We start from the raw sequence: 24,969 nt of genomic DNA, 5'->3' as shown, positions 1-24,969 counted from the left end.
CGCGTAAGTGCATCAAATATTTCCAATCAAAATCAAAGCGTTGTGACATTTGTTCGCATCGGTCGGCGACTGTCATAAAAGCGTTACACAACTGTCACAAAACCATTGCCAGACAGGCATATTGCCTCGGCCATGATCATCACAAAGATGATTGCGAAATCTGTTAAACAGGAGCCACCTATGACTTCCGTCAAACTGACCGCCTCTGCTCTGGCGATCGCTGCCGTTTCCGCCACCGCTGCCGCGGCTCGTGACCAGGTTCAGATCGCTGGGTCCTCCACTGTTCTGCCCTATGCTTCGATTGTTGCCGAAGCTTTTGGCGAGAACTTTGACTTCCCGACACCCGTCGTTGAATCCGGCGGCTCCTCCGCTGGTCTCAAGCGTTTCTGCCAGGGCGTCGGCGAAGAGCATACCGACATTGCCAACGCCTCGCGCAAGATCCGTGAGAAAGAGATCCAGGCCTGTGCCGAAAACGGCGTGACCGACATCGTCGAAGTCCGCATCGGTTATGACGGCATCGTCTTTGCCTCGCAGCTGGAGGGCCCCGAATACACCGCCTTCTCCCAGTCCGACATCTTCAACGCACTGGCCCCGAAGGTGATGGTTGACGGCGAGCTGGTCGACAACCCCTACACGAAATGGTCCGATTTCAACGCCGATCTGCCGGCCGAAGAAATCCTTGCCTTCATCCCCGGCACCAAGCACGGAACCCGCGAAGTCTTTGAAGAAAAGGTGATCGCGGCTGGCTGTGAAGCCACCGGCGCCATGGAAGCGATGATCGCCTCCGGCATGGATGAAGACGCAGCCGAAGATGCCTGCCTTGAAGTGCGCTCTGACGGCCGGTCCGTTGACATTGACGGCGACTATACCGAGACGCTGGCCTCGATCGACGCCAACGCCAACGCCATCGGCGTGTTTGGCCTCGCGTTCTACGAAAACAACACCGACAAGCTGAAGGTCGCCACGATGGCCGGCGTCGAACCCACCACCGAGAGCATCGCTGCAGGCGAGTACCCGGTTTCCCGCCCGCTCTTCTTCTACGTGAAGAAAGCACATATCGGCGTGATCCCCGGTCTGAAGGAATATGCCGAATTCTTCGTCGCTGACGAGATCGCAGGCCCCGACGGCCCGCTGGCTGAATACGGCCTCGTCTCTGACCCCGAGCTGGCAGACACCCAGAACGCCGTTGCCGAAGAAAAGACCATGGGCGCGGACATGTAATCAGGCCGCTGGCCCAAGACGCGGGGGCGGCACAACGCGCTGCCCCCGTTTCTTCGTCTCTGAACCTTTGAATTGACAGACACACTGGGGGGCTCATGCCTGTTTTATGGCTCGTGATAGCGCTGCTCGCAATCGGGGCGGTCGGGTATATCCTTGGCCGTGGGCGCGCGCTGAAAAGCGCCGGTGGCGATATCCGCAAATTGCACTCGTTGCCCTCTTATTATGGCTGGAACGCCGCACTCAAGGCATTGGTACCGGCCCTTCTTTTGCTGGTGCTCTGGTCACTGGCGCAGCCCTTCTACATCAATAATTCCGTCTCTGGCATGATCGGGGACAGCGAGATTTCCGACGGGTCCAACCGCGGTTTGGTGATGGCCGAGGTTCGGCGGGTCGCAGACGGGTTGGACAATGTGGTTGCCGCCGGTCTGATGTCTGCAGAAAACGCGCAAGACGGGCTTGCCGATGTCGCAGCCATCACCCAGCAGCTGAAGGATGCGGGGCAGGTCGTAACCTCCGAGATCACCCAGCCCGTTCTGGCCGCAGCCCAACGTTACCGTGTCATGAAGGGCACGGGGAACCTGCTGATGTCGATTGCCGTCATCGCGCTTGCCCTGGCGGGGATGGTTTGGGGCGTCAAGGAAAGCCATTTCGATTTCTGGGCCCGCAACGTGGTAGAGCGCGGCATAAAGGCGCTGCTGATCGCGGCCGCATCAATCGCGGTTCTGACCACGGTCGGCATCGTGTTTTCGCTGATCTTCAACACCTGGGAATTCTTCCGGCTTTATCCGGCGGCGGATTTCTACACGCTTCTGGAATGGGCGCCCAGCTTTTCCGGGCGCGGCGGATCATCCGATCTGGGCATCCTGCCGCTGCTGTGGGGCACTTTCTACATCTCCGTGGTCGCGCTGGTCGTGGCCGTACCGATTGGCCTGTTCGCGGCGATCTACCTGTCGGAATATGCAAGCCCCGCCGTTCGCGGCTTTGCCAAGCCCTTGTTGGAACTGCTCGCCGGTATCCCGACCATCGTTTACGGTCTTTTCGCGCTGCTGACCGTCGGGCCGATGCTGCTGACAGTGTTCGGCGATGACGGGTTCGGCTGGATGAGCGGTGGGCGCGCCGTCATGACCGCGGGCATCACGATGGGGATCATGCTTATCCCCTTCGTCAGTTCGCTGTCGGATGACATCATCAACGCGGTTCCGCAGGCGATGCGCGACGGCTCTTACGGGCTGGGCGCCACCAAGTCCGAAACCATCAAGCAGGTCATCCTGCCCGCCGCGCTGCCCGGTATCGTCGGTGCGATCCTTCTGGCCGCATCACGCGCCATCGGCGAGACGATGATCGTGGTGCTTGGGGCAGGGGCCGCAGCCCGGCTGTCGCTCAACCCGTTCGAGGCGATGACCACCGTCACCGCCAAGATCGTCAGCCAGCTGACCGGCGACAGTGACTTTGCCTCGCCCGAAGCGCTCGTGGCCTTCGCGCTTGGCATGAACCTTTTCATCCTGACTTTGGGGCTGAACGTCCTCGCGCTTTACATCGTGCGCAAATACCGGGAGCAGTACGAATGACCAATGCAAGCATCATCCCCCCCGGAAGTGCGCCGGAACCGCGCCACGGATCACTGACCACAGCCGATGCCAGAACGAAAAAGCGCAACGCCGCCGAAAAGCGCTTCCGGATGTACGGCATTGCTGCGATCGCGGTTGGACTGATCTTTCTGGTTGTCCTGCTGACCGCCATCATCACCAACGGCAAAAGCGCGTTCCAGCAGACCTTCATCATGACCGAAGTCTTTCTTGATCCGGCCAAGCTGGACAAGAAGGGCGACCGCAACATCGAGGACATCAAGAAGGTGTCCACCTTCGGCTACACGCCGCTTTTGCAAAACGCGATCCTTGCAGAGGTGACCGACCGGGGCATCGAGACGCCGCTGACCAAAGCCAAGGACATGAAGGCGCTGATGTCCGCATCTGCCGCTGCGCAGGTGCGCGACATGGTGATCGACAATCCTGCGCTGATCGGCCTGACTGTCGAATTTCGCATCCTCGCCTCCTCGCGCGTTGACGGCTACCTCAAGGGCCGCGTCTCCCGCGAGAGCGTCGCACGTGACAAGAGCATCGATGCCGAACATCTGGACCTGACCGATGCGCTGCGCGAGGCGGGCGTGATCGCGAAGAAATTCAACCTCAGCTTCATCACCGGCGCGGATGCGTCCGAAAGCCGGGCAGAGCAGGCGGGTATGGGTGTGTCGATCCTGGGGTCTTTGTTCATGATGCTGGTGGTGCTGGGCCTGTCGCTGCCCATCGGCGTCGCGGCCTCCATCTACCTTGAGGAATTTGCACCGCAGAACCGCTGGACCGACCTGATCGAGGTGAATATCTCCAACCTCGCGGCGGTTCCGTCGATCGTCTTCGGTATCCTTGGTCTGGCCGTCTTCATCCAGTTTGCGCATCTGCCGCAATCCGCACCGCTTGTCGGCGGTTTGGTGCTGACGCTGATGACATTGCCGACGATCATCATCTCGACGCGCGCTTCGCTGAAATCCGTGCCGCCGTCGATCCGTGACGCGGCTTTGGGAATTGGCGCGTCAAAGATGCAGTCGGTGTTTCACCATGTCCTGCCTCTGGCCGCACCCGGTATCCTGACCGGCACGATCATCGGTCTGGCGCAGGCGCTTGGGGAAACCGCGCCACTCTTGCTGATCGGGATGGTGGGCTACATCGCGTCGAACTATCCCGACGGGATCGCCTCGGGCTTTCTGGACCCGAATTCCGCAATGCCGGCCCAGATCTACGAATGGGCGAAACGTGCCGACCCGGCCTATTACGAACGCGCCTGGGGCGGTATCATCATCCTGCTGGTGTTCCTGCTGACGATGAACCTGATCGCTATCATCCTTCGCCGCCGCTTTGAGCGTCGCTGGTAAACGGAGACCACCCATGTACGATGCGCCTAAAAGTCTGGAGACGACATTGGACCAGAAAACCATCAAGATCACGGCCCGCGACGTGCAGGTCTATTACGGCGAAAACCACGCCATCAAGGATGTAAGTGTAGACATTCAGGCCAATACGGTCACGGCGTTCATCGGACCGTCGGGCTGTGGCAAGTCGACATTCCTGCGCTGCATCAACCGGATGAACGACACGATTGATATCTGCCGGGTCGAAGGGTCGATCCAGCTCGACGGCGAGGATATCTACGACAAGCGCGTGGATCCGGTTCAGCTGCGCGCCAAGGTCGGCATGGTGTTCCAGAAACCCAACCCGTTCCCGAAATCGATCTACGACAATATCGCATATGGTCCGCGCATCCACGGGCTGGCCACGAGCAAGGCAGACCTCGATGACATCGTCGAGAAATCGCTTCGGCGCGGCGCCATCTGGAACGAGGTCAAGGACCGGCTGCACGCGCCGGGCACCGGGCTTTCGGGTGGTCAGCAGCAGCGCCTTTGCATCGCGCGCGCCATCGCCACAGAGCCGGAAGTGCTGCTGATGGACGAGCCTTGCTCGGCGCTCGATCCGATTGCGACCGCGCAGGTCGAGGAGCTGATCGACGAGCTGCGCCAGCAATATTCGGTCGTGATCGTCACGCACTCCATGCAACAGGCGGCCCGCGTCAGCCAGAAGACAGCGTTCTTCCACCTGGGCAATCTGGTTGAATTCGGTGACACGGCACAGATCTTCACCAACCCCGAAGACAGCCGCACTGAAAGCTACATCACTGGGCGGATCGGATAAGATGATGAATGACGGTAAACATATCGCCTCGGCTTTTGACCGGGATCTGGAATCGGTTCAGGCAAAGATCCTGAAGATGGGCGGCCTTGTAGAGGCGTCGATCAAGGATTCCTCCAGCGCGCTTGATAACCGTGACGAAGAGCTTGCGGAAAAGGTGCGCAAGGGCGACGCCGCGATTGATGCGCTCGACGAGCAAATCAACGACGAGGTCGCAAACCTTATCGCGCTGCGGGCACCCACGGCCGTGGATCTGCGGACGGTCCTGGCGATCATGCGCATGACGTCGAACCTTGAGAGGATAGGGGACCTGTCCAAGAACATGGCCAAACGGTCCAATGTTCTGGGTCAGCTGACGCAGATCGAAGGCGCCACCGGGTCGGTCCGGCGGATGGCCCGCGCGGTCGAGGCGATGCTGAAAGACGCGCTCGACGCGTTCATCCAGCGCGACGAAGATCTTGCCCGGGACGTGATCGAACGCGACCGCGAAGTCGACGAGATGTACAACACGCTGTTTCGCGAGTTCCTGACATTCATGCTGGAAGATCCGCGCAACATCACGGCCTGCATGCATCTGCATTTCATCGCCAAGAATGTCGAACGTATGGGGGATCATGTGACCTCTATCGCGGAACAGGTCCTGTTCTACGTGACCGGTGATTACCCGGAAGGGGACCGTCCCAAAGCGGATGTGACTGCCACTGACAGAAGCTTCAGCCCCGAGTCGGAGCTCGACTGAGATGAGTGCAGCCCAGCCAACCGTACTCGTGGTTGAAGACGAGGCTTCGCAGCGCGAGGTCTTGTCTTACAATCTGGAGGCCGAAGGTTTTCGTGTCGCGATGGCAGAAAACGGCGAGGAGGCGCTTCTTCTGGTGGCAGAAGAAACGCCGGACCTCGTCGTGCTGGACTGGATGCTGCCGAATGTCTCTGGCATCGAGGTGTGCCGAAGGCTCAAGAGCCGGTCCGAGACCCGCGCGATCCCGGTCATCATGCTGTCGGCACGAACGGAAGAAGTCGACCGCGTTCGCGGTCTCGAAACCGGCGCGGATGACTATGTGGTAAAGCCGTTCTCTGTGGTCGAGCTCATGGCGCGGGTCCGGGCGCAACTGCGCCGCACGCGTCCGGCCACGATGGGCGAGAGGCTGGAATATCTCGACATCCTCCTTGATGCCGAGACGCACAAGGTAACGCGCGCGGATGCACCGCTGAAACTGGGGCCAACCGAATTCCGGCTTCTGTCGACCTTCATGGAGAAGCCCGGCCGCGTCTGGTCGCGTGAGCAGCTTCTTGACCGCGTCTGGGGCCGCGACATCTATGTCGATACACGCACTGTCGACGTTCACATCGGACGTTTGCGTAAAGCCCTGTGCCAGCACGGCGGGGAAGATCCGTTGCGCACCGTACGCGGCGCCGGGTACGCACTGGGCTGAGCACCGTATTCGGCTGCACATTCGCTTTTCGCGCTTAGGTGCTGAAATCGTTGTATTATACAGGTTCAGGCGGGGGCGTTGCGGCTTGCGCGAATGTTTCGTATAATCGGTATTATGTAAATGTTTGACGCACGCAAACGGCCCAGAGACAAGCTTAGCCAGCGCCAGAGCATGCGCGCCGATCGTCAGTTTGTCGGAATGCTGACCCTCAGCTGGATCGTCTCCAGCCCGAGGTTGCTGTCATATATCCCGGCATTTGAACGGTGGTCATAGGCCAGACCAAACCTTGCACCACTGCGCGCCTGCAATCCGAACTCGATGCCTGAACGGAACTCGATCGGACCGCCAAGGTCCGGGCCGTCGCCCTGAAGGTAGAGACCGGTCATGGCGTGAAGCTGCATATAGGCGCTCTGACTTGCGTTGGACATCGTATAGGCATGGCCAACACCCGCCCAGGCGTCACCATCGCCTGTAACCGAAATGCCGTAGATCAGTTGGAACGGCCCATGCGCCGTCCGCGTGTCGCGCCGCAGATAAATCTCTTCGTCGACACGTTCGTCCTGAAAGTAAACCGACCCGGCCGAGATCGCCGTGTGCGAGGGAACCTGATTGTACGCGAGGCATCCCTGGTTCGGGCAATGGTTCTGGGACATGTCCCAAAGTCCAAGTGCCAGCCCCAATACGGCAAAGGTTCCATCGGCCATGCTGATCTCCGTTATTCAACTGGGGCTTTGAATGCCCCGGTTATTCTCGGCTGTCCAGAGCGTTAGCGCCTTGTTCTGTTCGAAACTGCGTGGATGTCAGTCAAATTTTTCGAACCAGTCCGGCAGCGTCGTTCGAAATGGAAACTTCAGCGCGCGGGCCTTTACGATGCCCAGCCGCTCACTGCGCGCTGGCACGGCAGAGAGGACGCGATAGGCCTTGGCGCGCGCCCTGCCCCATGGCAGCAGCGGCTTGGCTGCGAACCCGTCGAGGAAGCGCGCGGCATCCGCATCCGCTTCGCGCCATCCCGTGCCGGGCAAGCCTTTGGCGGCACTGTTCCCGATACGCATGCGGTCGGAGTTGACCTGCCTAAGCGCTTCAAGATTGGCGTATTTCACATGAACCAAGTACAGGCCCTCGGGCATGAGATACGGAAAACCCTGCAATTTTCGTGGCTTCACGCGCGTTCCATGCAAGGCAAGGTTCGCCGGTCGAGACAGCGCGAAGGCCTTGCTGTAGTGACCTGAAAAAGATGCGTTTTTTCTGGATGAAAACACTGTGTCAGACAGAGCGCGATCATCAGGCATTTCAACCAGATCCAGCCCAAGCGCGGTCAGAACCGGATAATCAGCGGCCTGAGAGAAGATTTGGTCTAAACCGCCAAGCTCCGGATCTGCGCAGATCAGCTCGTCCACATCCGTCCGGATAACCCAATCATAGCTTTCAAGCAGCCCTGCCTGAAATGCGTTCAACATGTCTGCGCGGCGTCGATCAAAATGGCTCAGGTCATCACGTGGAATCGTCACAACGCTCGCGCCCGGACAAATCCGCTCTATCTCGGGGTCGGATCCGTGCGCCACGACGTAAAGCGCCTGTGGTCCAAGCAGCCGCGCATAGTGACGGTACCAGACGCCAAGCGCCCAGTAGTCCTTGTAAGCCATTGTCAATGCGCAGATTTTCATGTCACCCCCGCGAGCCTCACCCATGGGTAATCATCTGTGTGAGGACTGGCAAGGGGCATCGCGGGGCCATAAACCTGATTGTTATAGTCGGATTGACTTACCCAACTGATTTTGTCAGTAACTCGAAAGACCATTCAAAGCTCTGACGCATCAAGACAGAAAGCAGATATGATGAAGCATTCACTTACAGCCGCCTGCGCCCTTCTGGCGTTGTCCACCCCGGTTTATGCAGGCAAGGCGGAGGTTCTGAACACCTATGCCGATATCGCGCAGGCCGGTTACGAGGACAGCCTGATCTCTGCCCGCCGCCTGTCTGATGCGATTTACGCGCTGTTGGCAGACCCCTCGGCCGAGGCGCTGACCAAGGCGCGTCAGGCGTGGATCGCTTCGCGCGTGCCCTACCAGCAGACAGAGGTGTTTCGCTTTGGCAATGCCATCGTCGATGACTGGGAAGGCAAGGTGAACGCCTGGCCGCTGGACGAAGGGCTGATCGACTACGTGGGCGATGGTGCCGGTCCGACCGACGAAAACCCCTATGCCGCGCTTAACGTGATCGCCCAGCCGAAATTCGTGCTGTCGGGTCAAGAGGTCGATGCCAGCACGATCACGCCTGAGTTTCTGGAAACCACGCTGCACGAGGCCGATCAGGTTGAGGCAAACGTCGCAACCGGTTACCACGCCGTGGAATTTCTTCTTTGGGGGCAAGACCTGAACGGCACCGATCACGGTGCAGGTGACCGCCCATGGACCGATTACGCCGCAGGCGAACTGTGCACCAATGGCAACTGTGACCGGCGCGCGGAATACCTGCGCGCGGCGACCGATCTGCTGATTTCAGACCTCGAATGGATGGCCGCGCAATGGGCTGAGAGTGGCGAGGCACGCAGCACCGTCCTGGCCGATGAGGATGCCGGTATCGTCGCCATTCTGACGGGTATGGGCAGCCTTTCCTATGGCGAGCAGGCCGGAGAGCGGATGAAGCTGGGCGTCATGCTCAACGATCCCGAAGAAGAGCATGACTGCTTCTCGGACAACACCCATAACAGCCATTTCTACGACGGGCTTGGCATCCGCAATGTCTATACCGGGCACTACACGCGGATCGACGGCAGCACCGTCACTGGCGAGAGCCTCTCGGACCTCGTGGCAGAGGTCGATCCGACCGTCGATGCCGGGCTGCGCACGCAGTTGGACGCCACGATGGCGCGGCTTTCGGCCATCAAATCAACCGCCGAAGCGGGCACCAGCTACGATCAGATGCTGGCGCGCGGCAATGCGGCGGGTGAGGCTTTGATCATGGGTGCGGTGGACGCGCTTGTTGACCAGACACGCGGGATCGAACGGGTTGTCACCGCGCTGGGGTTGGACGGTGTTGGGATCGAAGGCTCTGACAGCCTTGATGAGCCGGAGGCAGTCTTCCAGTAACCCGGTCAATTCGCGACGGGCTCCGGTTACGCCGGGGCCCCATTTCTTACCGATGTAGCGGCGCCACGGCCGGCGCATACCGCGCGCAGGATGTCGCAGGGGCTGGAAGTTTTTTCCGTTTGAAGCAGTCAGGAAAGAGTGGCACGACCTTTCCAAGCCGGAGTTCAAGATGCGTCCCAAATATTTGCTCCCCCTGCGGATAATGATCTTCAGTTCCGCCCTGCTTGCGCCATTCGCGGCAGGCGCGGTGGATCAGGATTCAATCGCGAATGATCTGTCCCACCCGGTATTGAACGCCCTGCCCCGCACTGATGAAGAACGCGCGCGCATCGCAGGTGTCACCGCCCCGGCCACAGATTTCACCGCCCCCGAGCCGTTCGAGGCCCATCCCGGCGGTGCGGCCACGGTGCGTGCGCGGGACACGGCGGATGCGTTCTCGGACCCGTCCGGCAACATGAGCTTCGAGAAAGAGCTGGACTTCAAACTCGGCAACGGGTTGTTCAAGAAGCTCTGGGTCTCGTCGCCCTCGTCAACCAAGGCGTCGGATGGGCTGGGGCCGGTCTATAACGCGCGGTCCTGCCAGCGATGCCACCTCAAGGATGGGCGCGGCCACACGCCCGACGGCCCGGAAGACAGCAACGTTTCGATGTTCCTGCGGCTTTCCGTGCCCACCGATGCAGAGCCGTCAAAGATCGAAACCTATCTCGCCGGGCTGGGCGACACGACGCCCCGCACGCGGCCCGATCCCGTTTATGGCGGGCAGCTTCAGGACTTTGCCGTGCCCGGCCATGCCGCCGAGGCGCAGATGCAGGTCACCTATACTGAGCGCCCCGTGACACTGGCCGACGGCGAGGTGGTCACGCTGCGCAACCCCAGCTACGCAATCGTTGATGCCGCTTATGGGGCGCCCTCGCCCGATATTCAGATCTCGCCCCGGCTGACCCCGCAGATGATTGGTCTGGGCCTTCTGGAAGCCATCCCGGTCGAAGATATCCTTGCCCTCGCAGACCCGGATGATGCCGACGGCGACGGAATTTCCGGCAAGGCGCAGATCGTCTGGTCGGTGGAGCATGACCGGCCAATGCTGGGCCGCTTCGGCTGGAAGGCCGGCAACCCTTCGGTGCGAGAGCAGGCCGCAAGCGCTTTTGCGGGCGATATCGGCATCTCCAACCCGCTCTTTCCCGACGCGTCCGGCGATTGCACCGCGCGCCAGGATGCCTGCATCGCGGGGCCGCATGGGGATGATGACGACCGCGTGACAGAGATCGACGCCGAGGGGCTTGACCTCGTCACCTTCTACAGCCGGAACCTGGGCGTTCCTGCACGCCGCGATATTGACGACCCGCAGGTCCTGCGCGGCAAGGAGATCTTCCATGTCACTGGCTGTGCGTCCTGTCATCAACCGAAATTCGTGACCGCCCGCCTGAACGACCAGCCAGAGCAGAGCTTTCAGCTGATCTGGCCGTATACGGATATGCTGCTGCATGACATGGGGGACGGTCTGGCCGACAACCGTCCCGAATTGCGTGCGACCGGCCGGGAGTGGCGGACCGCACCGCTTTGGGGCATAGGGTTGACCAGACAGGTCAGCGGCACAGAGGCTTATTTGCATGACGGACGCGCCCGAACCCTGCTCGAAGCGATCCTCTGGCATGGTGGCGAGGCCGAAGCTGCCAGGGACTCCGTAATGGATATGCCGAAAACTGACCGTGACGCCCTGATACGTTTTTTGGAAAGCCTGTGACGATGCGTGTTGTTCTAGCCCTTGCCTTACTCGCCAACCCCGCCCTTGCAGGCGTGCCCGAGGCGGTGCGCGACCATATCCTGCCAGCCACAGCGCAGTTTTCCGACGCTTCGGGCGCGCTTGCGGAGGCCGCATTGAATGACTGCACAGCCAATGCCTTGCAGGACGACTTTCACGCAACATATGATGCGTGGATGGGGCTGGCGCATCTGCGCTTCGGCCCGGTTGAGGAAGATGGCCGCGTGCTCGCGATCTCTTTCTGGCCGGATACACGCGGCATGGTGCCCCGTACCGTCGCCGGGCTGATCGCCGATGAGGACTTGGCTGTTGAAGACCCTGCAAGCTTTGCCGAGGTTTCCATCGCCGGGCGCGGCCTGTCCGCGCTCGAACGATTGCTGTTCGAACCCCAGCTTTCTGGTTATATAAAAGAGAGTTACAGTTGCAAGTTCGCGCAGGCACTTAGCGTTGATCTGGCGGCAATGGCACAGGCGATTGATAAGGAATGGCGCACAGATTTCGCGCAGGTCGTGACAAGCGCCGGGGCCGAAGGCAACGCCACTTTCCTGACAGAATCCGAAGCCGCACAGGCGCTGTATACCTCTCTCACGACAGGGATCGAGTTCAACGCGGATCAGCGGATTGGCCGCCCTCTTGGCACGTTCGACCGTCCGCGCCCGACACGGGCAGAGGCGCACCGATCTGGCCGGTCGCTGCGCAACGTGATCCTGTCGCTGGAGGCGCTGAACAGCTTTGCCCATGCACTGGCGGACGGGCCGACGCCGCAGACAGATGCCGCCTTCCAGGCGGCGCTTGGTGCGGCGCGAGAGCTGGATGATCCGGTTTTTGCCGGGGTCGAGGACCCGCAAGCGCGCCTGAAGGCGGAGATCCTGCAACAGCGGATCAAGGCGATCCTGCCTGCCGTCAGTAACGAGGTCGGCGTGCCCCTTGGCGTCTCTGCCGGGTTCAACGCGACCGATGGCGACTGAGCGATGATCCCGCGCCGCGCTTTCCTTGGCAGTCTGCTTGCCGCGGCCAGCGCCCCACGGCTTAGCTGGGCAGATGCCGGTGATCCGGCCTGGCTGGGCGCCGCGCGGGACAGCAGCGGTGCCTACCTGCTGATCGGTCTGGCGCAGGATGGCGCCGAACGGTTCCGCATCCCTCTGCCCACCCGTGGCCACGCCGCCGCAGCGCATCCCACCGCGCCAGAGGCCGTGGCCTTTGCCCGCCGTCCGGGAGCATTTGCGCTGGTGATAGATTGCGTATCGGGCGCGGTGACCCACCGGCTGCAAAGCCCGCAAGGGCGGCATTTCTACGGTCACGGCGCATTCATCGCCGGGGGTGACATCCTTTGCACGACCGAGAACGAGATCGAGAGCGGCGCAGGGCGGATCGGGCTTTGGTCGCGCAAGCGCGGCTATGAGCGGATTGGCGAAATTGCCAGCCATGGCATCGGCCCGCACGAGATCCTCAGCACGCCCGATGATGTGCTGATCGTGGCGAATGGCGGCATACGCACGCATCCCGACCACGGACGAGATAAGCTGAACGTCCCCGAGATGCGGCCAAGTCTGGCCTATGTCGCGCCGGATGGCACGCTTCTGGAAGAGGTCGTACTGGAAGAGGATCTGCACCTGAATTCGATCCGGCATCTGGCGCGCGCAGCAGATGGCACCGTCGCCTTTGCGATGCAATGGCAGGGCGATGTGTCGGATCCGGTGCCGCTGCTTGGACTGCACAAACGCGGTGCTGCCCCGCGTCTGCTTTCCGCCGATCTGGCGGAACAGATGGCGATGCAAGGCTACGCGGGCAGCGTCGCCTTCAGCCGGACCGGCGCGGATGTTGCCATCACCTCGCCGCGTGGGGGCCGGGTGCACCGCTTCAACGTCGGCTCCGACGCTGTTCAAAGCCTGACGCGGGCCGATGTGTGCGGTCTTGCCCCTGCCGCTCGCGGGCTTGTTGCAACCGATGGGTTGGGGGGCGTCATACGCCTGTCAACCAGCGTCGAACCGCTCGCCAGCTTTTCCGGGCTGAGCTGGGACAATCACCTCGTCGCTCTGTAACCCCTTGCACTGACCCGTATTTCCGGTCAAGTTGCCGCAAGGGCATGATCGCGGGAAAGGCGTCCCGATAGTTTCCCTATTCGACCAAGCCAATTGACAGGGCGCTGATCTGCGCCCCCAGCCCGGGCGTGTGGCCGGGTTCTACAGGATGACTGATGACCTTTGCTGCACTGACCTATTTCACCGATCTGCAAACTTTTCTTCTGGGCGTGGTGGCGGTGGCACTGGTCGGTCTGTCCAAAGGGGGGCTGGGCGGCGCGATGGCGCTGATCGCGGTCCCGCTGCTGGCCTTTGTCATGCCCCCGATGCAAGCGGCGGCGCTTCTCTTGCCGGTGCTGCTGGCGATGGATGCGATCAGCCTCTGGGCGTGGCGCGGCTATTACGACAAGCAACTGCTGCTCGACATGCTGCCTGCAGGCATCTTGGGAATCGCTGTCGGTGCCTCTGCCGTGTCGATCACCTCGGACGACTTCGTGCGGCTTGTGGTCGGGCTCGTGGCGCTGCTTTTCGTCATCCGCACGGCGATTGCTGCGCGCGGTGGCACGGCAAGGAGGGCTGCACGGCAGAACCGCCCGCTTGCGGCAGTCTTTGGCACGTTTGCAGGCTTCACCAGCTTCGTGGCCCATGCCGGCGGGCCGCCGTTCCAAGTCTACGCCATGCCGCTGCGGCTTGACCCGAAAGTATTCACCGGGACGTCGGTGATTTTCTTTTCCGTGATGAACGCGATCAAGGTTCTGCCCTATGCCGCATTGGGCGAATTCACCTCCCGCTCGCTTTGGTCTGCGCTGACCCTGCTGCCGATCGCCCTTGTGTCGACATTTCTTGGCGCGGCAATTGTCAAACGGATGCGGGCAGAGATCTTCTATCCGATCATGTATGTCATGGTTGCGCTTGTTTCGGCCAAGCTGATCTACGACGGCGTCACCGGCATGCTTGGCTGGGCCTGATCCGGCCTGCGAAAATGCTTTGTGACGCGGCAGATCGCCACTGTTTGCGCCCATTGTACGCCATAGTATGCAGAGCGCATTGACACGATGGGTCGGCTGTTCTAGGCGACACGCAACTACGCGGAAACGGGGACCGTGGATGCCCTGCGTGTCTTCCCGCCGCGTGTATCCGGGCGCTGCCATTATTGCCCAGGCTCGCCCGATCAGAATGCGGAGACGGCTGACATCATGGCGAATTCAGAAACACCCGATATCATCTACACCATCGTGGACGAGGCCCCGGAACTGGCAAGCGCGTCGCTGCTGCCGATCATCCGGTCCTTTGCCAAGGCCGCCGATATCGACGTCGAGACGCGCAACATCTCGGTTGCCGCGCGCGTCCTTTCGGCCTTTCCCGAATTCCTGACCGAAGCACAGCGCGTCTCGGACGATCTGGCGGAACTGGGCCAGCTGGTAAAGCAACCGGCCGCGAACGTCATCAAGCTGCCCAACATCTCGGCCTCGCAGCCGCAGTTGAACGCGGCCATCAAAGAGCTGCAAGAGCAAGGCTATGCCCTGCCCGACTATCCCGCAGACCCGCAAACGGACACGGAAAAAGACATCAAGCGCCGCTATGACGCGATCAAGGGGTCTGCCGTGAACCCCGTCCTGCGCGAGGGCAACTCTGACCGCCGCTCTGCCAAGGCGGTGAAGGCCTATGCCATGCAGAACCCGCATTCGATGGGCAAATGGAGCGCTGACAGCAAGACCCATGTCGCCTCTATGACGGCCAATGATTTCTTCTCGAACGAGAAATCCGCAACCATCACCGCAGCGCAGGCAGGCCCCGCCAAGATCACCTTCACCGCCGAAGACGGCACCGAGACGGTTCTGAAAGACGGGCTGAGCTACGAGGAAGGCACGGTCGTTGACGCCACCTTCATGTCGGCAGCCGCCCTGCGTGATTTCATCCGCGCCGAAGTCGCCAGCATGGAGCCGGGCGTGCTCTTCTCTGTGCACCTGAAAGCCACGATGATGAAGGTTTCCGATCCGATCATCTTTGGCCATTTCGTCGCCGTTTATCTTGAGGATTTCCTGGCCAAGCATGGCGATGCCGTGGCAGCCACCGGCTGGACGCCCAATGCGGGCATTGGCGATCTGGAAGCCAAGATCGCGGGCAATGCAGAGCTTGAGGCAGACCTCAAGGCCGCGCTGGAAGGCAAACCGCCGCTTTACATGGTGAATTCCGACAAGGGCATCACCAACCTGCACGTCCCCTCTGACGTCATTATCGATGCATCCATGCCCGCAGTGATCCGCGCAGGCGGCATCGGCTGGGGCCCCGATGGCAAGGCGGCCGACACGAAATGCTGCATCCCTGACAGCTCTTACGCGCCGGTCTATGACGAAGCGATCAATTTCTTCAAGCAAAACGGTGCGCTCGATCCGACCAGCTGTGGCGCAGTGTCCAATGTGGGCCTGATGGCGCAGAAGGCCGAGGAATATGGCAGCCACCCGACCACTTTCGAAATACCTGCCGCTGGCACCGTGCGGATCGTTCTGGGCAATGGCGACGTGCTGCACGAACACGCGGTGAATGCGGGCGACATCTGGCGCTCTGCCACCGCCAAGAAAGCGCCGATCGAGGATTGGATCCAGCTTGGCATCGCCCGCACCAAGGCCACCGGTGCAGCCGCCTTCTGGCTCGATGCAAGCCGTGCCCATGACGCCGAGCTGATCAAATACGTCAAGCCCGCGCTTGAAAAGGCCGGGATCGACATTCCGATCATGGCACCGCGCGAAGCCACGCGTTTCACGCTGGAGACGATGACCAAGGGCGATGACTGCGTGACCATCACCGGCAACGTGCTGCGCGACTACCTGACCGATCTGTTCCCGATCCTCGAACTGGGCACCTCGGCCAAGATGCTGTCCATCGTCAAGCTGATGAATGGCGGTGGTCTGTTCGAAACCGGCGCTGGCGGCTCTGCCCCCAAGCACGTTCAGCAGTTGATGGAAGAAAACCACCTGCGCTGGGACAGCCTTGGCGAGTTCTGCGCGCTTGGCGAGTCGCTGAAGTTCCTGGCCGAAAGCCGCGGCAACACCCGGGCCGAGATCATGGGCGAAGCGGTTGAAGTGGCCACCCAGAAGCTGCTGGAGACCAACAAGTCGCCAGAGCGCAAGGTCGGTCAGCTGGACAACCGCGACAGCCATTACTGGTTCGCCCGCTATTGGGCCGAGGCTTTGGCAGCGCAGTCCAAGGATGCCGATCTTGCCGCGCATTTTGCCCCCATCGCCAAGGCGCTTGCCGAGGGTGAAGAGGCGATCACGGCCGAGATCAAGGCCGCCGAGGGCAGCCCTGTCGATCTGGGCGGCTACTACCACGGCGACGCATCCAAGACCGCAGAGGTCATGCGTCCAAGCGCGACGCTGAACGCGATCATCGGCTGAGCCTTTCGAGGACGAAAAACATTGCGCATAGCGGGTGATTTGCCCGCTATGTGCGCCTTACGCCGCATTTAGGCATCTCGCGCATTGATCGCCGCCTTGTCGTGACTGGTCCAAAAATGCGTGCCTCTGCAGCAGCGACCAATCCACACGGTTCCGGCGGCCATCCCCTTTTTTTCAAGCCATCACCGTCTCCGCCCAAGGCCCCCTCGCGTGGCGCCCCACATATTCCGGGGCAGGCGCATCCGCCGGTCTGATTTTCTGCATTGATTTGTGTCAAAGCAGCCATCCGCGTTTGATGTGACGCTGATTTGATAGGCAGAAAAAAAGGGAATTGAAAAAATGACACTTAAAACCATTGCTCTGGTTGCGGCATCACTCACCGTGCTCGCAGCATGCGCGCAGAAACCGGAACCAATCTCGGAAGAGCCTGTTTTCGACAAATACGGCGTCCCATCCTGTCGGCCGCATGACGTTCCGGTCGGGGGCATCTATACGGCAGATCTGCCGATCTGTGCCTACACGGCCATGTCGCCAACCGGTGCCGCACATGAAGACAGCGACGGCAGCGACAACGGCGACGATGATAGCCCGAACGATGACTCGAATGGCGGCGGCAACCAAAACCAGAACCAGAACAACAATCAGAACCGCAATACCAACGAGAACCAGAACCGTGCAGGCTGATCCTGTTCCGATCGCCGATCCGATTCCTGTCAGTGGATCGGATCGGCAAAGGCTGACGCGCGGCTCATGGCAGGTTCGTGTCGGATTGGGCAGCGCTGCACGCGCCGCCGCAAAGCCAACCCCCTGAAGCCGTGCCCGGTACCGGCTGCCGCCCTTGCGCCAGCCAGATGCCTGCGCGCCTGTGCCTTAAAATCCGGCCCTGTCGGCTCCCGTTCAAGAAGCACTGCCCGGCCGGTTGCCGCACGGGGTGAATTGACTTGCAATTCCGGCGGTCGAAGAGTGATCTGGCGTCACGTTCCAGTCAGATCAACGAAAGGCCCCCCCCATGACAGTCATGACCTATGCCACGCTCTTTCTGGCGGTTCTGGCCGAAACCATCGGGACCACGGCCCTGCAAGCCAGCCAGCAGTTCACAAAACCCCTGCCCTCGGCTATCGTGGTGGTGGCCTATGCTGCGGCTTTCTACCTTCTGGCGCTGACCCTGCGTAGCGTTCCGGTGGGCGTCGCCTATGCGCTTTGGTCCGGGCTGGGCATTCTGCTGATCGCGCTGATCGGCTTTGTCGTCTTCGGGCAGCGGCTTGACTGGCCGGCCGTGATCGGAATGTCGCTTATCGTGGCCGGAATTGCCGTGATACAGTTGTTTTCCGGGGCTGCGACGCATTAGGGGCTGGCCTTTTGCCCGCAGCACTTGTACGGCGCGGGCGAACAGAAAAGGTTTCCAAATGGATCTGCGTAATATCGCCATCATTGCCCACGTCGACCACGGCAAGACAACGCTTGTGGACGAATTGCTGAAACAGTCGGGCGCTTTCCGCGAAAATCAGGCAGTTGCCGAACGGGCGATGGATTCCAACGATCTGGAGCGTGAGCGTGGCATCACCATTTTTGCCAAGCCGACCTCGGTCGAGTGGAAGAACCACCGCATCAACATCGTCGACACTCCCGGCCACGCCGACTTTGGCGGCGAGGTAGAGCGCATCCTGTCGATGGTTGACGGTGTCGTGCTGCTGGTGGACGCGGCCGAAGGCCCTATGCCCCAGACGAAATTCGTGACCTCCAAGGCGCTGGCACTGGGCCTGCGCCCGATCGTCGTGCTGAACAAGGTCGACAAGCCGGATGCCGAGCCCGACCGCGCGCTGGACGAATGCTTTGACCTCTTTGCCAGCCTTGACGCCGATGATGACCAGCTGGATTTCCCGCATATGTATGCTTCGGGCCGCAGCGGCTGGGCCGATCACGAACTCGACGGACCGCGCAAGGATCTGACCGCGCTGTTCGACCTGATCGTCAACCACGTCCCTGCCCCCAAGCAGATCAAACGTCAGGGCGAAGATTTCCGCATGCTGGCCACGACGCTGGGCAGCGACCCGTTTGTGGGCCGTATCCTGACGGGCCGCGTTGAATCCGGCAAGCTGAAGGTCGGCGCAACCGTGCAGGCGCTGAGCCGCATCGGCCAGAAAATCGAACAGTTCCGCGTTACCAAGATCCAGGCTTTCCGCGGTCTGGCGCAGCAGGATATCGAAGAGGCGCAGGCCGGCGACATCGTCAGCCTTGCAGGCATGACCAAAGCCACCGTGGCCGATACGATCTGCGCTCTGGCGGTGGACGAGGCGCTTGACGCCCAGCCGATCGACCCGCCCACCATCACCGTGACCTTCGGCATCAATGACAGCCCGCTTGCGGGCCGCGATGGCAAGAAGGTGCAGTCCCGCGTCATCCGTGAACGTCTGATGAAAGAGGCGGAATCCAACGTCGCCATCAAGGTCACCGACACGCCGGGCGGCGAAGCGTTCGAAGTTGCCGGGCGTGGCGAATTGCAGATGGGTGTTCTGATCGAGAACATGCGCCGCGAAGGGTTCGAGCTGTCGATCTCCCGCCCGCAGGTTCTGATGCGCGAAGGTGAAAACGGCGAGCGGCTGGAGCCGATCGAAGAAGTCACCATCGATGTGGACGACGAATATTCCGGCGCGGTCATCGAGAAAATCACCGGCGCCCGCAAGGGTGATCTGGCAGAGATGAAGCCCGCAGGCGCAGGCAAGACACGCATCATCGCGCATGTCCCCTCGCGCGGGCTGATCGGCTATCACGGTGAATTCCTGACCGACACGCGCGGCACGGGCGTTCTCAACCGCGTCTTCCACGGCTGGGCCGCTCATAAGGGCCCCATCCCGGGCCGCCGCGCGGGTGTGCTGATCTCGATGGATGCAGGCGTTGCTGTTGCTTACGCCCTGTGGAAGCTGGAAGATCGCGGCAAATTCTTCATCGGCGCGCAGGAACAGGTCTATACCGGCATGATCATTGGCGAGCATAGCCGCGAGAATGATCTGGAAGTGAACCCGCTGAAGGGCAAACAGCTGACCAACGTGCGCGCAAGCGGCACGGACGAAGCCGTTCGCCTGACCACGCCGGTGCGCATGTCGCTGGAAGAGGCCATCGCCTATATCGACGATGACGAGCTGGTCGAGGTCACACCCAACGCCATCCGCCTGCGCAAGCGCTACCTTGACCCGCATGAGCGCAAGCGCATGGCCAAGGCTGGTTGATCCAAATCATTGGCGGTATCGCGGACTTCATTGCAGAATTGCAGATGTGTCCGCGATATCGTACCTAACCCGCGCTACTGGCGCATTGTCCTGCCTGCTCTTCGCCACTGAAGGACGGGCCGGGACATTCGAATGCGACAACGACCTCCTGACAGTCACGGCGAAGACCCCCGTGCTCGCGGCGCGGGTGTGCAGGGTCGCGGATGACGCGTTGACGGAACTGGCCGCATGTAATGTGACGCTGGGTCTGGCGACATCGATCAGCATCCGTAACGACATGCAGGCCGATTGCATCGGCATCTATCACTGCGGCGAACAGCGGATTGACGTGCTGTCGCCCGCAGGTATCGCCGATCGGCGCACCGAAGACAGTGCCTTTGCCGGTATCCCGACAGACCGTTATTTTGACAGCGTCATCGTCCATGAGCTGGCGCATGCTGCGGCCGACGCCCTGCCATGCCCATTTGGGCATTGCGTCGCGACAACCGAATACGTGGCCTATGCCATGCAGGTACGGTCGCTTTCACCCGAAGATCGCGAGACCTTCGAGGCTGAGTTCGACATGTCGAAAAAGATCCCGAGAGACCGCCTGAACGCGATGATCCTTTACATGGCGCCGGACCGGTTCGCCCAGTTTTCCTGGGCACATTTCCAACAGCGCCCCGACAGCTGCGCCTATATCGGCCAGATCATGCGGGGCGATATCGTGTTGGACATCGAACACCCGTAAGGCGCGTTACTCGCTGGTCTCTACGATCAGAAGTTCCCGCTCTGACGCATCGCGCGCATGGCTGAGCGCCTCTTGGTATTCGGGCGAGTGGTAGCATTCTTCAGCCGCCTCGACACTGGGGAATTTCGCCACCACGTTGCGCGGACGCTCCTTGCCTTCAAGCTGAACAAAACGCCCGCCCCGCGCGATGAAGTGCCCGCCATGTTTGGCGATTGCGGGCCCGGCGAGTTCGGCATAGCGCCCGTAAGCCTCCGCATCCGAAACGGTGACGTGAGCGATCCAAAGTGCTGGCATGTCTTATCCTCCGATGACGGCTTCGGCCGCCTTGAACGCTGCTTCGGCATTGGCCGCATCCGCGCCGCCGCCCTGCGCCATGTCAGGACGACCACCGCCGCCCTTGCCGCCCAGTTCTGCAACTGCCGCGCGCACCAGATCGACAGCCGACACCCGGCCCGTCAGATCCTCGGTCACGCCCGCGGCAACAGCCGCCTTGCCGCCGGTATCGGCGATCAGCAGGACCACCCCGGACCCCAGCCGCGCCTTGTGTTCGTCAATCAGCGGCGGCAAATCCTTGCCGGACACGCCTGACAAGACCTGTGCGACCATCTGCACGCCGTTCACGTCGCGCGGCTCTGCACCATTGCCCTGCCCGGCCCCGCCAGCCATTGCCAATTCGCGGCGCAGCTGCGCCACCTCGTTGGCCAGGGCCTTGCGTTCATCCAGCAGCCCCCGGACGCGGGCGGGTACATCGGCCGCTTGCGTCTTGAGTTCCGCCGCAACGTCGCCCAGCCGGTGGGCCTGTTGCGACAGATAGCGGAACGCCTCGGCCCCGGTCAGGGCCTCGATCCGGCGCACCCCTGCGCTGGATGCGCTGTCGCCCAGAATGGCAAACACCCCGATATCACCAGTCTGGCGCACATGCGTGCCACCGCAGAGTTCAAGCGAATAGGTCGCGCCATTGCCACCTTTGCCCGACTTCGGGTCATGCCCCATCGAGACGACGCGAACCTCGTCGCCGTATTTCTCGCCGAACAGCGCCTGCGCACCCAATCCGCGCGCATCGTCCGGCGTCATGATCCGGGTTTCGACGGGCGTGTTCTGGCGGATGTAATCGTTCACCTCGGCATCAACCCGCGCCAGTTCTTCCGAAGATAGCGGCTTGGCATGGGAGAAATCAAAGCGCAGCCGGTCATCCGCATTGAGCGATCCGCGCTGCGCGACATGGTCGCCAAGCGCACGGCGCAGCGCCTCGTGCAGCAGATGCGTCGCCGAGTGGTTGGCCCGGATCGACGTGCGTCTTGCGTGATCAACCTCCAGCACGACGCCTTCGCCCTTGGCAATCTCGCCCTCGGTCACCTCTGCGAAATGGATGAACACGCCGGCAACCTTGCGGGTATCGGTGATTTTTGCTTGTCCCTTGTCACCCCGAAGGGTGCCGCTGTCGCCGACCTGACCACCGGATTCCGCATAGAATGGCGTCTGGTTCAAGACGACCTGCACCGTGTCACCAGCCTTGGCCGAAGCGACCTCTGCCCCGTCCGATACCAGCGCGAGGATCTGACCCTCGGCGGTTTCCGTATCGTAGCCCAGGAAATCCGTCGCGCCGTTCTTGTCGGCAATATCGAACCAGATGGCCGCATCCGCAGCCTCGCCGGACCCGGACCATGCGGCCCGCGCCTTCGCTTTCTGCTCTGCCATGGCGGCATCGAAACCTTCGGTATCAACCGTCCGGTCCTTTTCACGCAGCGCATCCTGCGTCAGGTCAAGCGGGAAGCCGAACGTGTCGTAAAGCTTGAACGCAGCCTCACCCGGCAATGCCGCATCTTCCGGCAGTTTCGCAAGCTCGTCATCCAACAGCTTCAACCCGCGATCCAGCGTCTGCTTGAACCGGGTTTCTTCCAGTTGCAGCGTTTCCTCGATCAGCGCCTGCGCCTGGCCCAGCTCTGGGTAGGCGGCCCCCATTTCCTGCACGAGCGATGGCACCAGCTTGTGCATCACCGGATCCTGGGACCCCAGCAGATGCGCGTGCCGCATCGCACGCCGCATGATCCGGCGCAGGACATAGCCCCGCCCGTCATTGGAGGGCATGACCCCGTCCGCGATCAGGAAGGATGTCGACCGCAGGTGATCCGCGATCACCCGGTGATGGATGTTGCCCGGCCCGTCCGGCGCGCCGTCGGTGACATTGGCGCTGGCCTCGATCAGGTGGCGCATCAGATCGGTGTCGTAATTGTCGTGCTTGCCTTGCAGCAGCGCACCAATCCGTTCCAGCCCCATGCCGGTGTCGATCGATTGCATGTCGAGCGCGCGCATCGAGCCATCCTCGAACTGTTCGTTCTGCATGAAAACGACGTTCCAGATCTCGATGAACCGGTCGCCATCTTCCTCGGCGCTGCCCGGAGGGCCACCCCAGATATGGTCGCCGTGATCGTAGAAAATCTCGGTACACGGACCGCAGGGGCCGGTCGGCCCCATCTGCCAGAAATTGTCCGACGTCGCGATGCGGATGATGCGATCCTCGGGGATGCCCATCTTCTTCCAGATCTCGAAGGCTTCGTCATCGGTGTGGTACACCGTGGCCAGAAGGCGCGAGGCATCGATGTCGAATTCGCGGGTGATCAGCTCATAGGCAAAGGGGATCGCCTCGGCCTTGAAGTAATCGCCGAAGCTGAAATTCCCCAGCATCTCAAAGAACGTGTGGTGGCGCGCGGTATAGCCGACATTGTCGAGGTCGTTATGCTTGCCCCCTGCCCGCACGCATTTTTGCGACGTTGTGGCGCGGGTGTAGTCGCGATGTTCGATCCCGGTGAACAGGTTCTTGAACTGCACCATGCCGGAGTTGGTAAACATCAGCGTCGGATCGTTGCGCGGCACCAGCGGACTGGAGGGAACGATACGGTGGCCCTGTTTCTCGAAATAGTTGAGGAAGGTAGAGCGTATGTCGTTGAGCGAGGGCATATTTCGGTCTCGTGCAAGGATTTTCGAGAGGTTTATCGCCCTGCCCCGCAACTGTCCATGACGCAATGAAAAAGGGCCCGCACCCAATTACGGTGCAGGCCCCTCAAATTCGTCTTTTCGCAGCGGTCAACTTTCCATCACATCGTCTGCCGCATCTTCACCAGAGCCGCCCATGTCGAAATCAAGCCCGTGGCTGGCGCGGATCTTGTCCTCGATCTCCAGAGCCATCTGCTTGTTTTCACGCAGGAAGTTCTTTGCATTCTCGCGGCCCTGCCCGATGCGTTCGTCGCCATAGCTGAACCAGCTTCCGGATTTGTCGACCACGCCGGCCTTCACGCCAAGATCCAGAAGTTCGCCCATCTTGCTGATGCCTTCGCCGAACATGATATCGAATTCGACCTGTTTGAAGGGCGGGGCCACCTTGTTCTTCACCACCTTGACGCGGGTCGTGTTGCCGACAACCTCGTCGCGATCCTTGATCGATCCGATGCGGCGGATATCAAGCCGAACGGAGCTGTAGAATTTCAGCGCGTTGCCGCCAGAGGTCGTTTCGGGGCTGCCGAACATGACGCCAATCTTCATCCGGATCTGGTTGATGAAGATGACCATGCAGTTCGACCGGCTGATCGAGCCGGTGAGCTTGCGCATGGCCTGACTCATCAGGCGGGCTTGCACGCCGACGCTGCTGTCACCCATGTCCCCTTCGAGTTCGGATTTCGGCGTAAGCGCGGCAACCGAATCGACAACGACCATGCTGACGGCACCAGAGCGCACCAGCGTATCGGTAATTTCCAGCGCTTGTTCACCGGTATCGGGCTGCGAAATCAGCAATTCGTCCAGATCCACGCCCAGCTTGCGGGCGTATTGCGGATCGAGCGCGTGTTCGGCATCGACAAAGGCGCAGACACCGCCCTTTTTCTGCTCTTCGGCCACGCAATGCAGGGTCAGCGTGGTCTTACCAGAGCTTTCAGGCCCGTAGATCTCGATGATGCGGCCTTTGGGCAGCCCGCCGATCCCCAGCGCGATGTCCAGACCAAGCGATCCGGTCGACGTCGCTTCGATATCCTTGATGACATTGTCGCCACCAAGTTTCATGATGGACCCCTTGCCGAACTGACGTTCGATCTGGGCCAGCGCACTGTCGAGCGCCTTTTGTTTATCTGCGTTGCGCTTGCTGTCCATAGTCAGAAGATCTGCCGTTGCCATGAGTTTCACGTCCTTATTCCACACCCGGACCCGGGCGGCAATTGCTGCTGCTTGTTCGCCTCTTGTTCTTTTCTATATGAGATCAAAACGAGAACAATTCAAGTCAATTCCTGCTCTCGTCAGTATTGGTCGAATTGGTTAAGGAAGGGTTGAGGAGCCTGCGCGAGACTCCCGGGTCATTGCAGAGGAG

The 24,969-nt window shown here is 61.1% G+C and carries 20 protein-coding genes and 1 pseudogene; 16 read left to right on the top strand and 5 right to left on the bottom strand.

Annotated features, from left to right (window positions below; all coding sequences use genetic code 11):
* Positions 1 to 180: 180 nt before the first annotated feature.
* The 6 genes from EDD52_RS15730 to phoB all read left to right on the top strand — a co-directional run bounded on the left by EDD52_RS15730 (position 181) and on the right by phoB (position 6,388).
* Positions 181 to 1,221, top strand: a complete 1,041-nt coding sequence (locus EDD52_RS15730; protein ID WP_132246684.1) for a substrate-binding domain-containing protein — start codon at positions 181 to 183, stop codon at positions 1,219 to 1,221.
* Between the two features lie 95 nt (positions 1,222 to 1,316).
* Positions 1,317 to 2,789, top strand: a complete 1,473-nt coding sequence (gene pstC / locus EDD52_RS15725) for a phosphate ABC transporter permease subunit PstC (protein WP_132246682.1) — start codon at positions 1,317 to 1,319, stop codon at positions 2,787 to 2,789.
* A complete protein-coding gene (gene pstA / locus EDD52_RS15720) occupies positions 2,786 to 4,147 on the top strand; it encodes a phosphate ABC transporter permease PstA (protein ID WP_132246680.1) in 1,362 nt (453 codons plus the stop codon). The genes pstC and pstA overlap by 4 nt, the downstream gene beginning before the upstream one ends.
* 13 nt (positions 4,148 to 4,160) lie before the next feature.
* The gene (pstB, locus tag EDD52_RS15715) at positions 4,161 to 4,961 is read left to right on the top strand and encodes a phosphate ABC transporter ATP-binding protein PstB (protein WP_132246678.1); all 801 of its coding nucleotides are present in this window, start codon (positions 4,161 to 4,163) and stop codon (positions 4,959 to 4,961) included.
* A gap of 4 nt (positions 4,962 to 4,965) precedes the next feature.
* Entirely contained in the window at positions 4,966 to 5,697 is a 732-nt protein-coding gene (gene phoU, locus EDD52_RS15710) for a phosphate signaling complex protein PhoU (RefSeq protein ID WP_132246676.1), read from the top strand.
* A gap of 1 nt (position 5,698) precedes the next feature.
* Positions 5,699 to 6,388: a phosphate regulon transcriptional regulator PhoB gene (gene phoB / locus EDD52_RS15705; RefSeq protein WP_132246674.1), complete on the top strand. Its 690-nt coding sequence runs from the start codon at positions 5,699 to 5,701 to the stop codon at positions 6,386 to 6,388.
* A gap of 185 nt (positions 6,389 to 6,573) precedes the next feature.
* On the opposite strand, the gene EDD52_RS15700 is transcribed toward phoB, so the two are convergent.
* Positions 6,574 to 7,092, bottom strand: a complete 519-nt coding sequence (locus tag EDD52_RS15700) for an acyloxyacyl hydrolase (RefSeq protein ID WP_165907564.1) — start codon at positions 7,090 to 7,092, stop codon at positions 6,574 to 6,576.
* Positions 7,093 to 7,188: 96 nt separating this feature from the next.
* On the bottom strand, positions 7,189 to 8,031 hold the full coding sequence (locus tag EDD52_RS15695; protein ID WP_279389274.1) for a glycosyltransferase family 2 protein: 843 nt from the start codon (positions 8,029 to 8,031) through the stop codon (positions 7,189 to 7,191).
* A 192-nt stretch (positions 8,032 to 8,223) separates the two neighbouring features.
* Between EDD52_RS15695 and EDD52_RS15690 the strand changes: the two genes are divergently transcribed.
* The 10 genes and pseudogenes from EDD52_RS15690 to EDD52_RS15645 all read left to right on the top strand — a co-directional run bounded on the left by EDD52_RS15690 (position 8,224) and on the right by EDD52_RS15645 (position 20,615).
* On the top strand, positions 8,224 to 9,477 hold the full coding sequence (locus EDD52_RS15690) for an imelysin family protein (protein WP_424449921.1): 1,254 nt from the start codon (positions 8,224 to 8,226) through the stop codon (positions 9,475 to 9,477).
* A 202-nt stretch (positions 9,478 to 9,679) separates the two neighbouring features.
* Positions 9,680 to 11,221, top strand: coding sequence for a di-heme oxidoreductase family protein (locus EDD52_RS15685; protein ID WP_243651968.1), 1,542 nt, complete (start codon positions 9,680 to 9,682; stop codon positions 11,219 to 11,221).
* A 2-nt stretch (positions 11,222 to 11,223) separates the two neighbouring features.
* A complete protein-coding gene (locus EDD52_RS15680; RefSeq protein ID WP_132246664.1) occupies positions 11,224 to 12,207 on the top strand; it encodes an imelysin family protein in 984 nt (327 codons plus the stop codon).
* Between the two features lie 3 nt (positions 12,208 to 12,210).
* Entirely contained in the window at positions 12,211 to 13,281 is a 1,071-nt protein-coding gene (locus EDD52_RS15675) for a DUF1513 domain-containing protein (protein ID WP_132246662.1), read from the top strand.
* Between the two features lie 155 nt (positions 13,282 to 13,436).
* A complete protein-coding gene (locus tag EDD52_RS15670) occupies positions 13,437 to 14,228 on the top strand; it encodes a sulfite exporter TauE/SafE family protein (protein ID WP_132246660.1) in 792 nt (263 codons plus the stop codon).
* Positions 14,229 to 14,456: 228 nt separating this feature from the next.
* The gene (locus EDD52_RS15665) at positions 14,457 to 16,658 is read left to right on the top strand and encodes an NADP-dependent isocitrate dehydrogenase (protein ID WP_132246658.1); all 2,202 of its coding nucleotides are present in this window, start codon (positions 14,457 to 14,459) and stop codon (positions 16,656 to 16,658) included.
* A 339-nt stretch (positions 16,659 to 16,997) separates the two neighbouring features.
* On the top strand, positions 16,998 to 17,342 hold the full coding sequence (locus EDD52_RS15660) for a hypothetical protein (RefSeq protein ID WP_132246656.1): 345 nt from the start codon (positions 16,998 to 17,000) through the stop codon (positions 17,340 to 17,342).
* 310 nt (positions 17,343 to 17,652) lie between these two features.
* Positions 17,653 to 18,006 (top strand): annotated as a pseudogene (locus EDD52_RS15655) (DMT family transporter); the annotation flags it as partial.
* A 58-nt stretch (positions 18,007 to 18,064) separates the two neighbouring features.
* Positions 18,065 to 19,885 (top strand): translational GTPase TypA, encoded by a 1,821-nt coding sequence (gene typA / locus EDD52_RS15650; protein WP_132246654.1) that lies wholly within the window; start codon positions 18,065 to 18,067, stop codon positions 19,883 to 19,885.
* Between the two features lie 46 nt (positions 19,886 to 19,931).
* Entirely contained in the window at positions 19,932 to 20,615 is a 684-nt protein-coding gene (locus tag EDD52_RS15645; RefSeq protein ID WP_132246652.1) for a DUF6639 family protein, read from the top strand.
* 6 nt (positions 20,616 to 20,621) lie between these two features.
* Here the strand turns inward: EDD52_RS15645 and EDD52_RS15640 are convergent, their stop codons facing one another.
* The 3 genes from EDD52_RS15640 to recA all read right to left on the bottom strand — a co-directional run bounded on the left by EDD52_RS15640 (position 20,622) and on the right by recA (position 24,779).
* Entirely contained in the window at positions 20,622 to 20,909 is a 288-nt protein-coding gene (locus EDD52_RS15640; RefSeq protein ID WP_132246650.1) for a DUF1330 domain-containing protein, read from the bottom strand.
* A gap of 3 nt (positions 20,910 to 20,912) precedes the next feature.
* Complete coding sequence (gene alaS, locus EDD52_RS15635; RefSeq protein WP_132246648.1) at positions 20,913 to 23,573, bottom strand: alanine--tRNA ligase; 2,661 nt, start codon at positions 23,571 to 23,573, stop codon at positions 20,913 to 20,915.
* Positions 23,574 to 23,699: 126 nt separating this feature from the next.
* The gene (gene recA, locus EDD52_RS15630) at positions 23,700 to 24,779 is read right to left on the bottom strand and encodes a recombinase RecA (RefSeq protein ID WP_132246646.1); all 1,080 of its coding nucleotides are present in this window, start codon (positions 24,777 to 24,779) and stop codon (positions 23,700 to 23,702) included.
* Between the last annotated feature and the right edge of the window lie 190 nt (positions 24,780 to 24,969).

This window comes from Primorskyibacter sedentarius (assembly GCF_004342065.1).
In the GTDB taxonomy this organism is placed as follows: Bacteria; Pseudomonadota; Alphaproteobacteria; order Rhodobacterales; family Rhodobacteraceae; genus Primorskyibacter; species Primorskyibacter sedentarius.
Note: the sequence above shows the minus strand (reverse complement) of the source record. Positions and strands in the feature narration are given on the sequence as shown.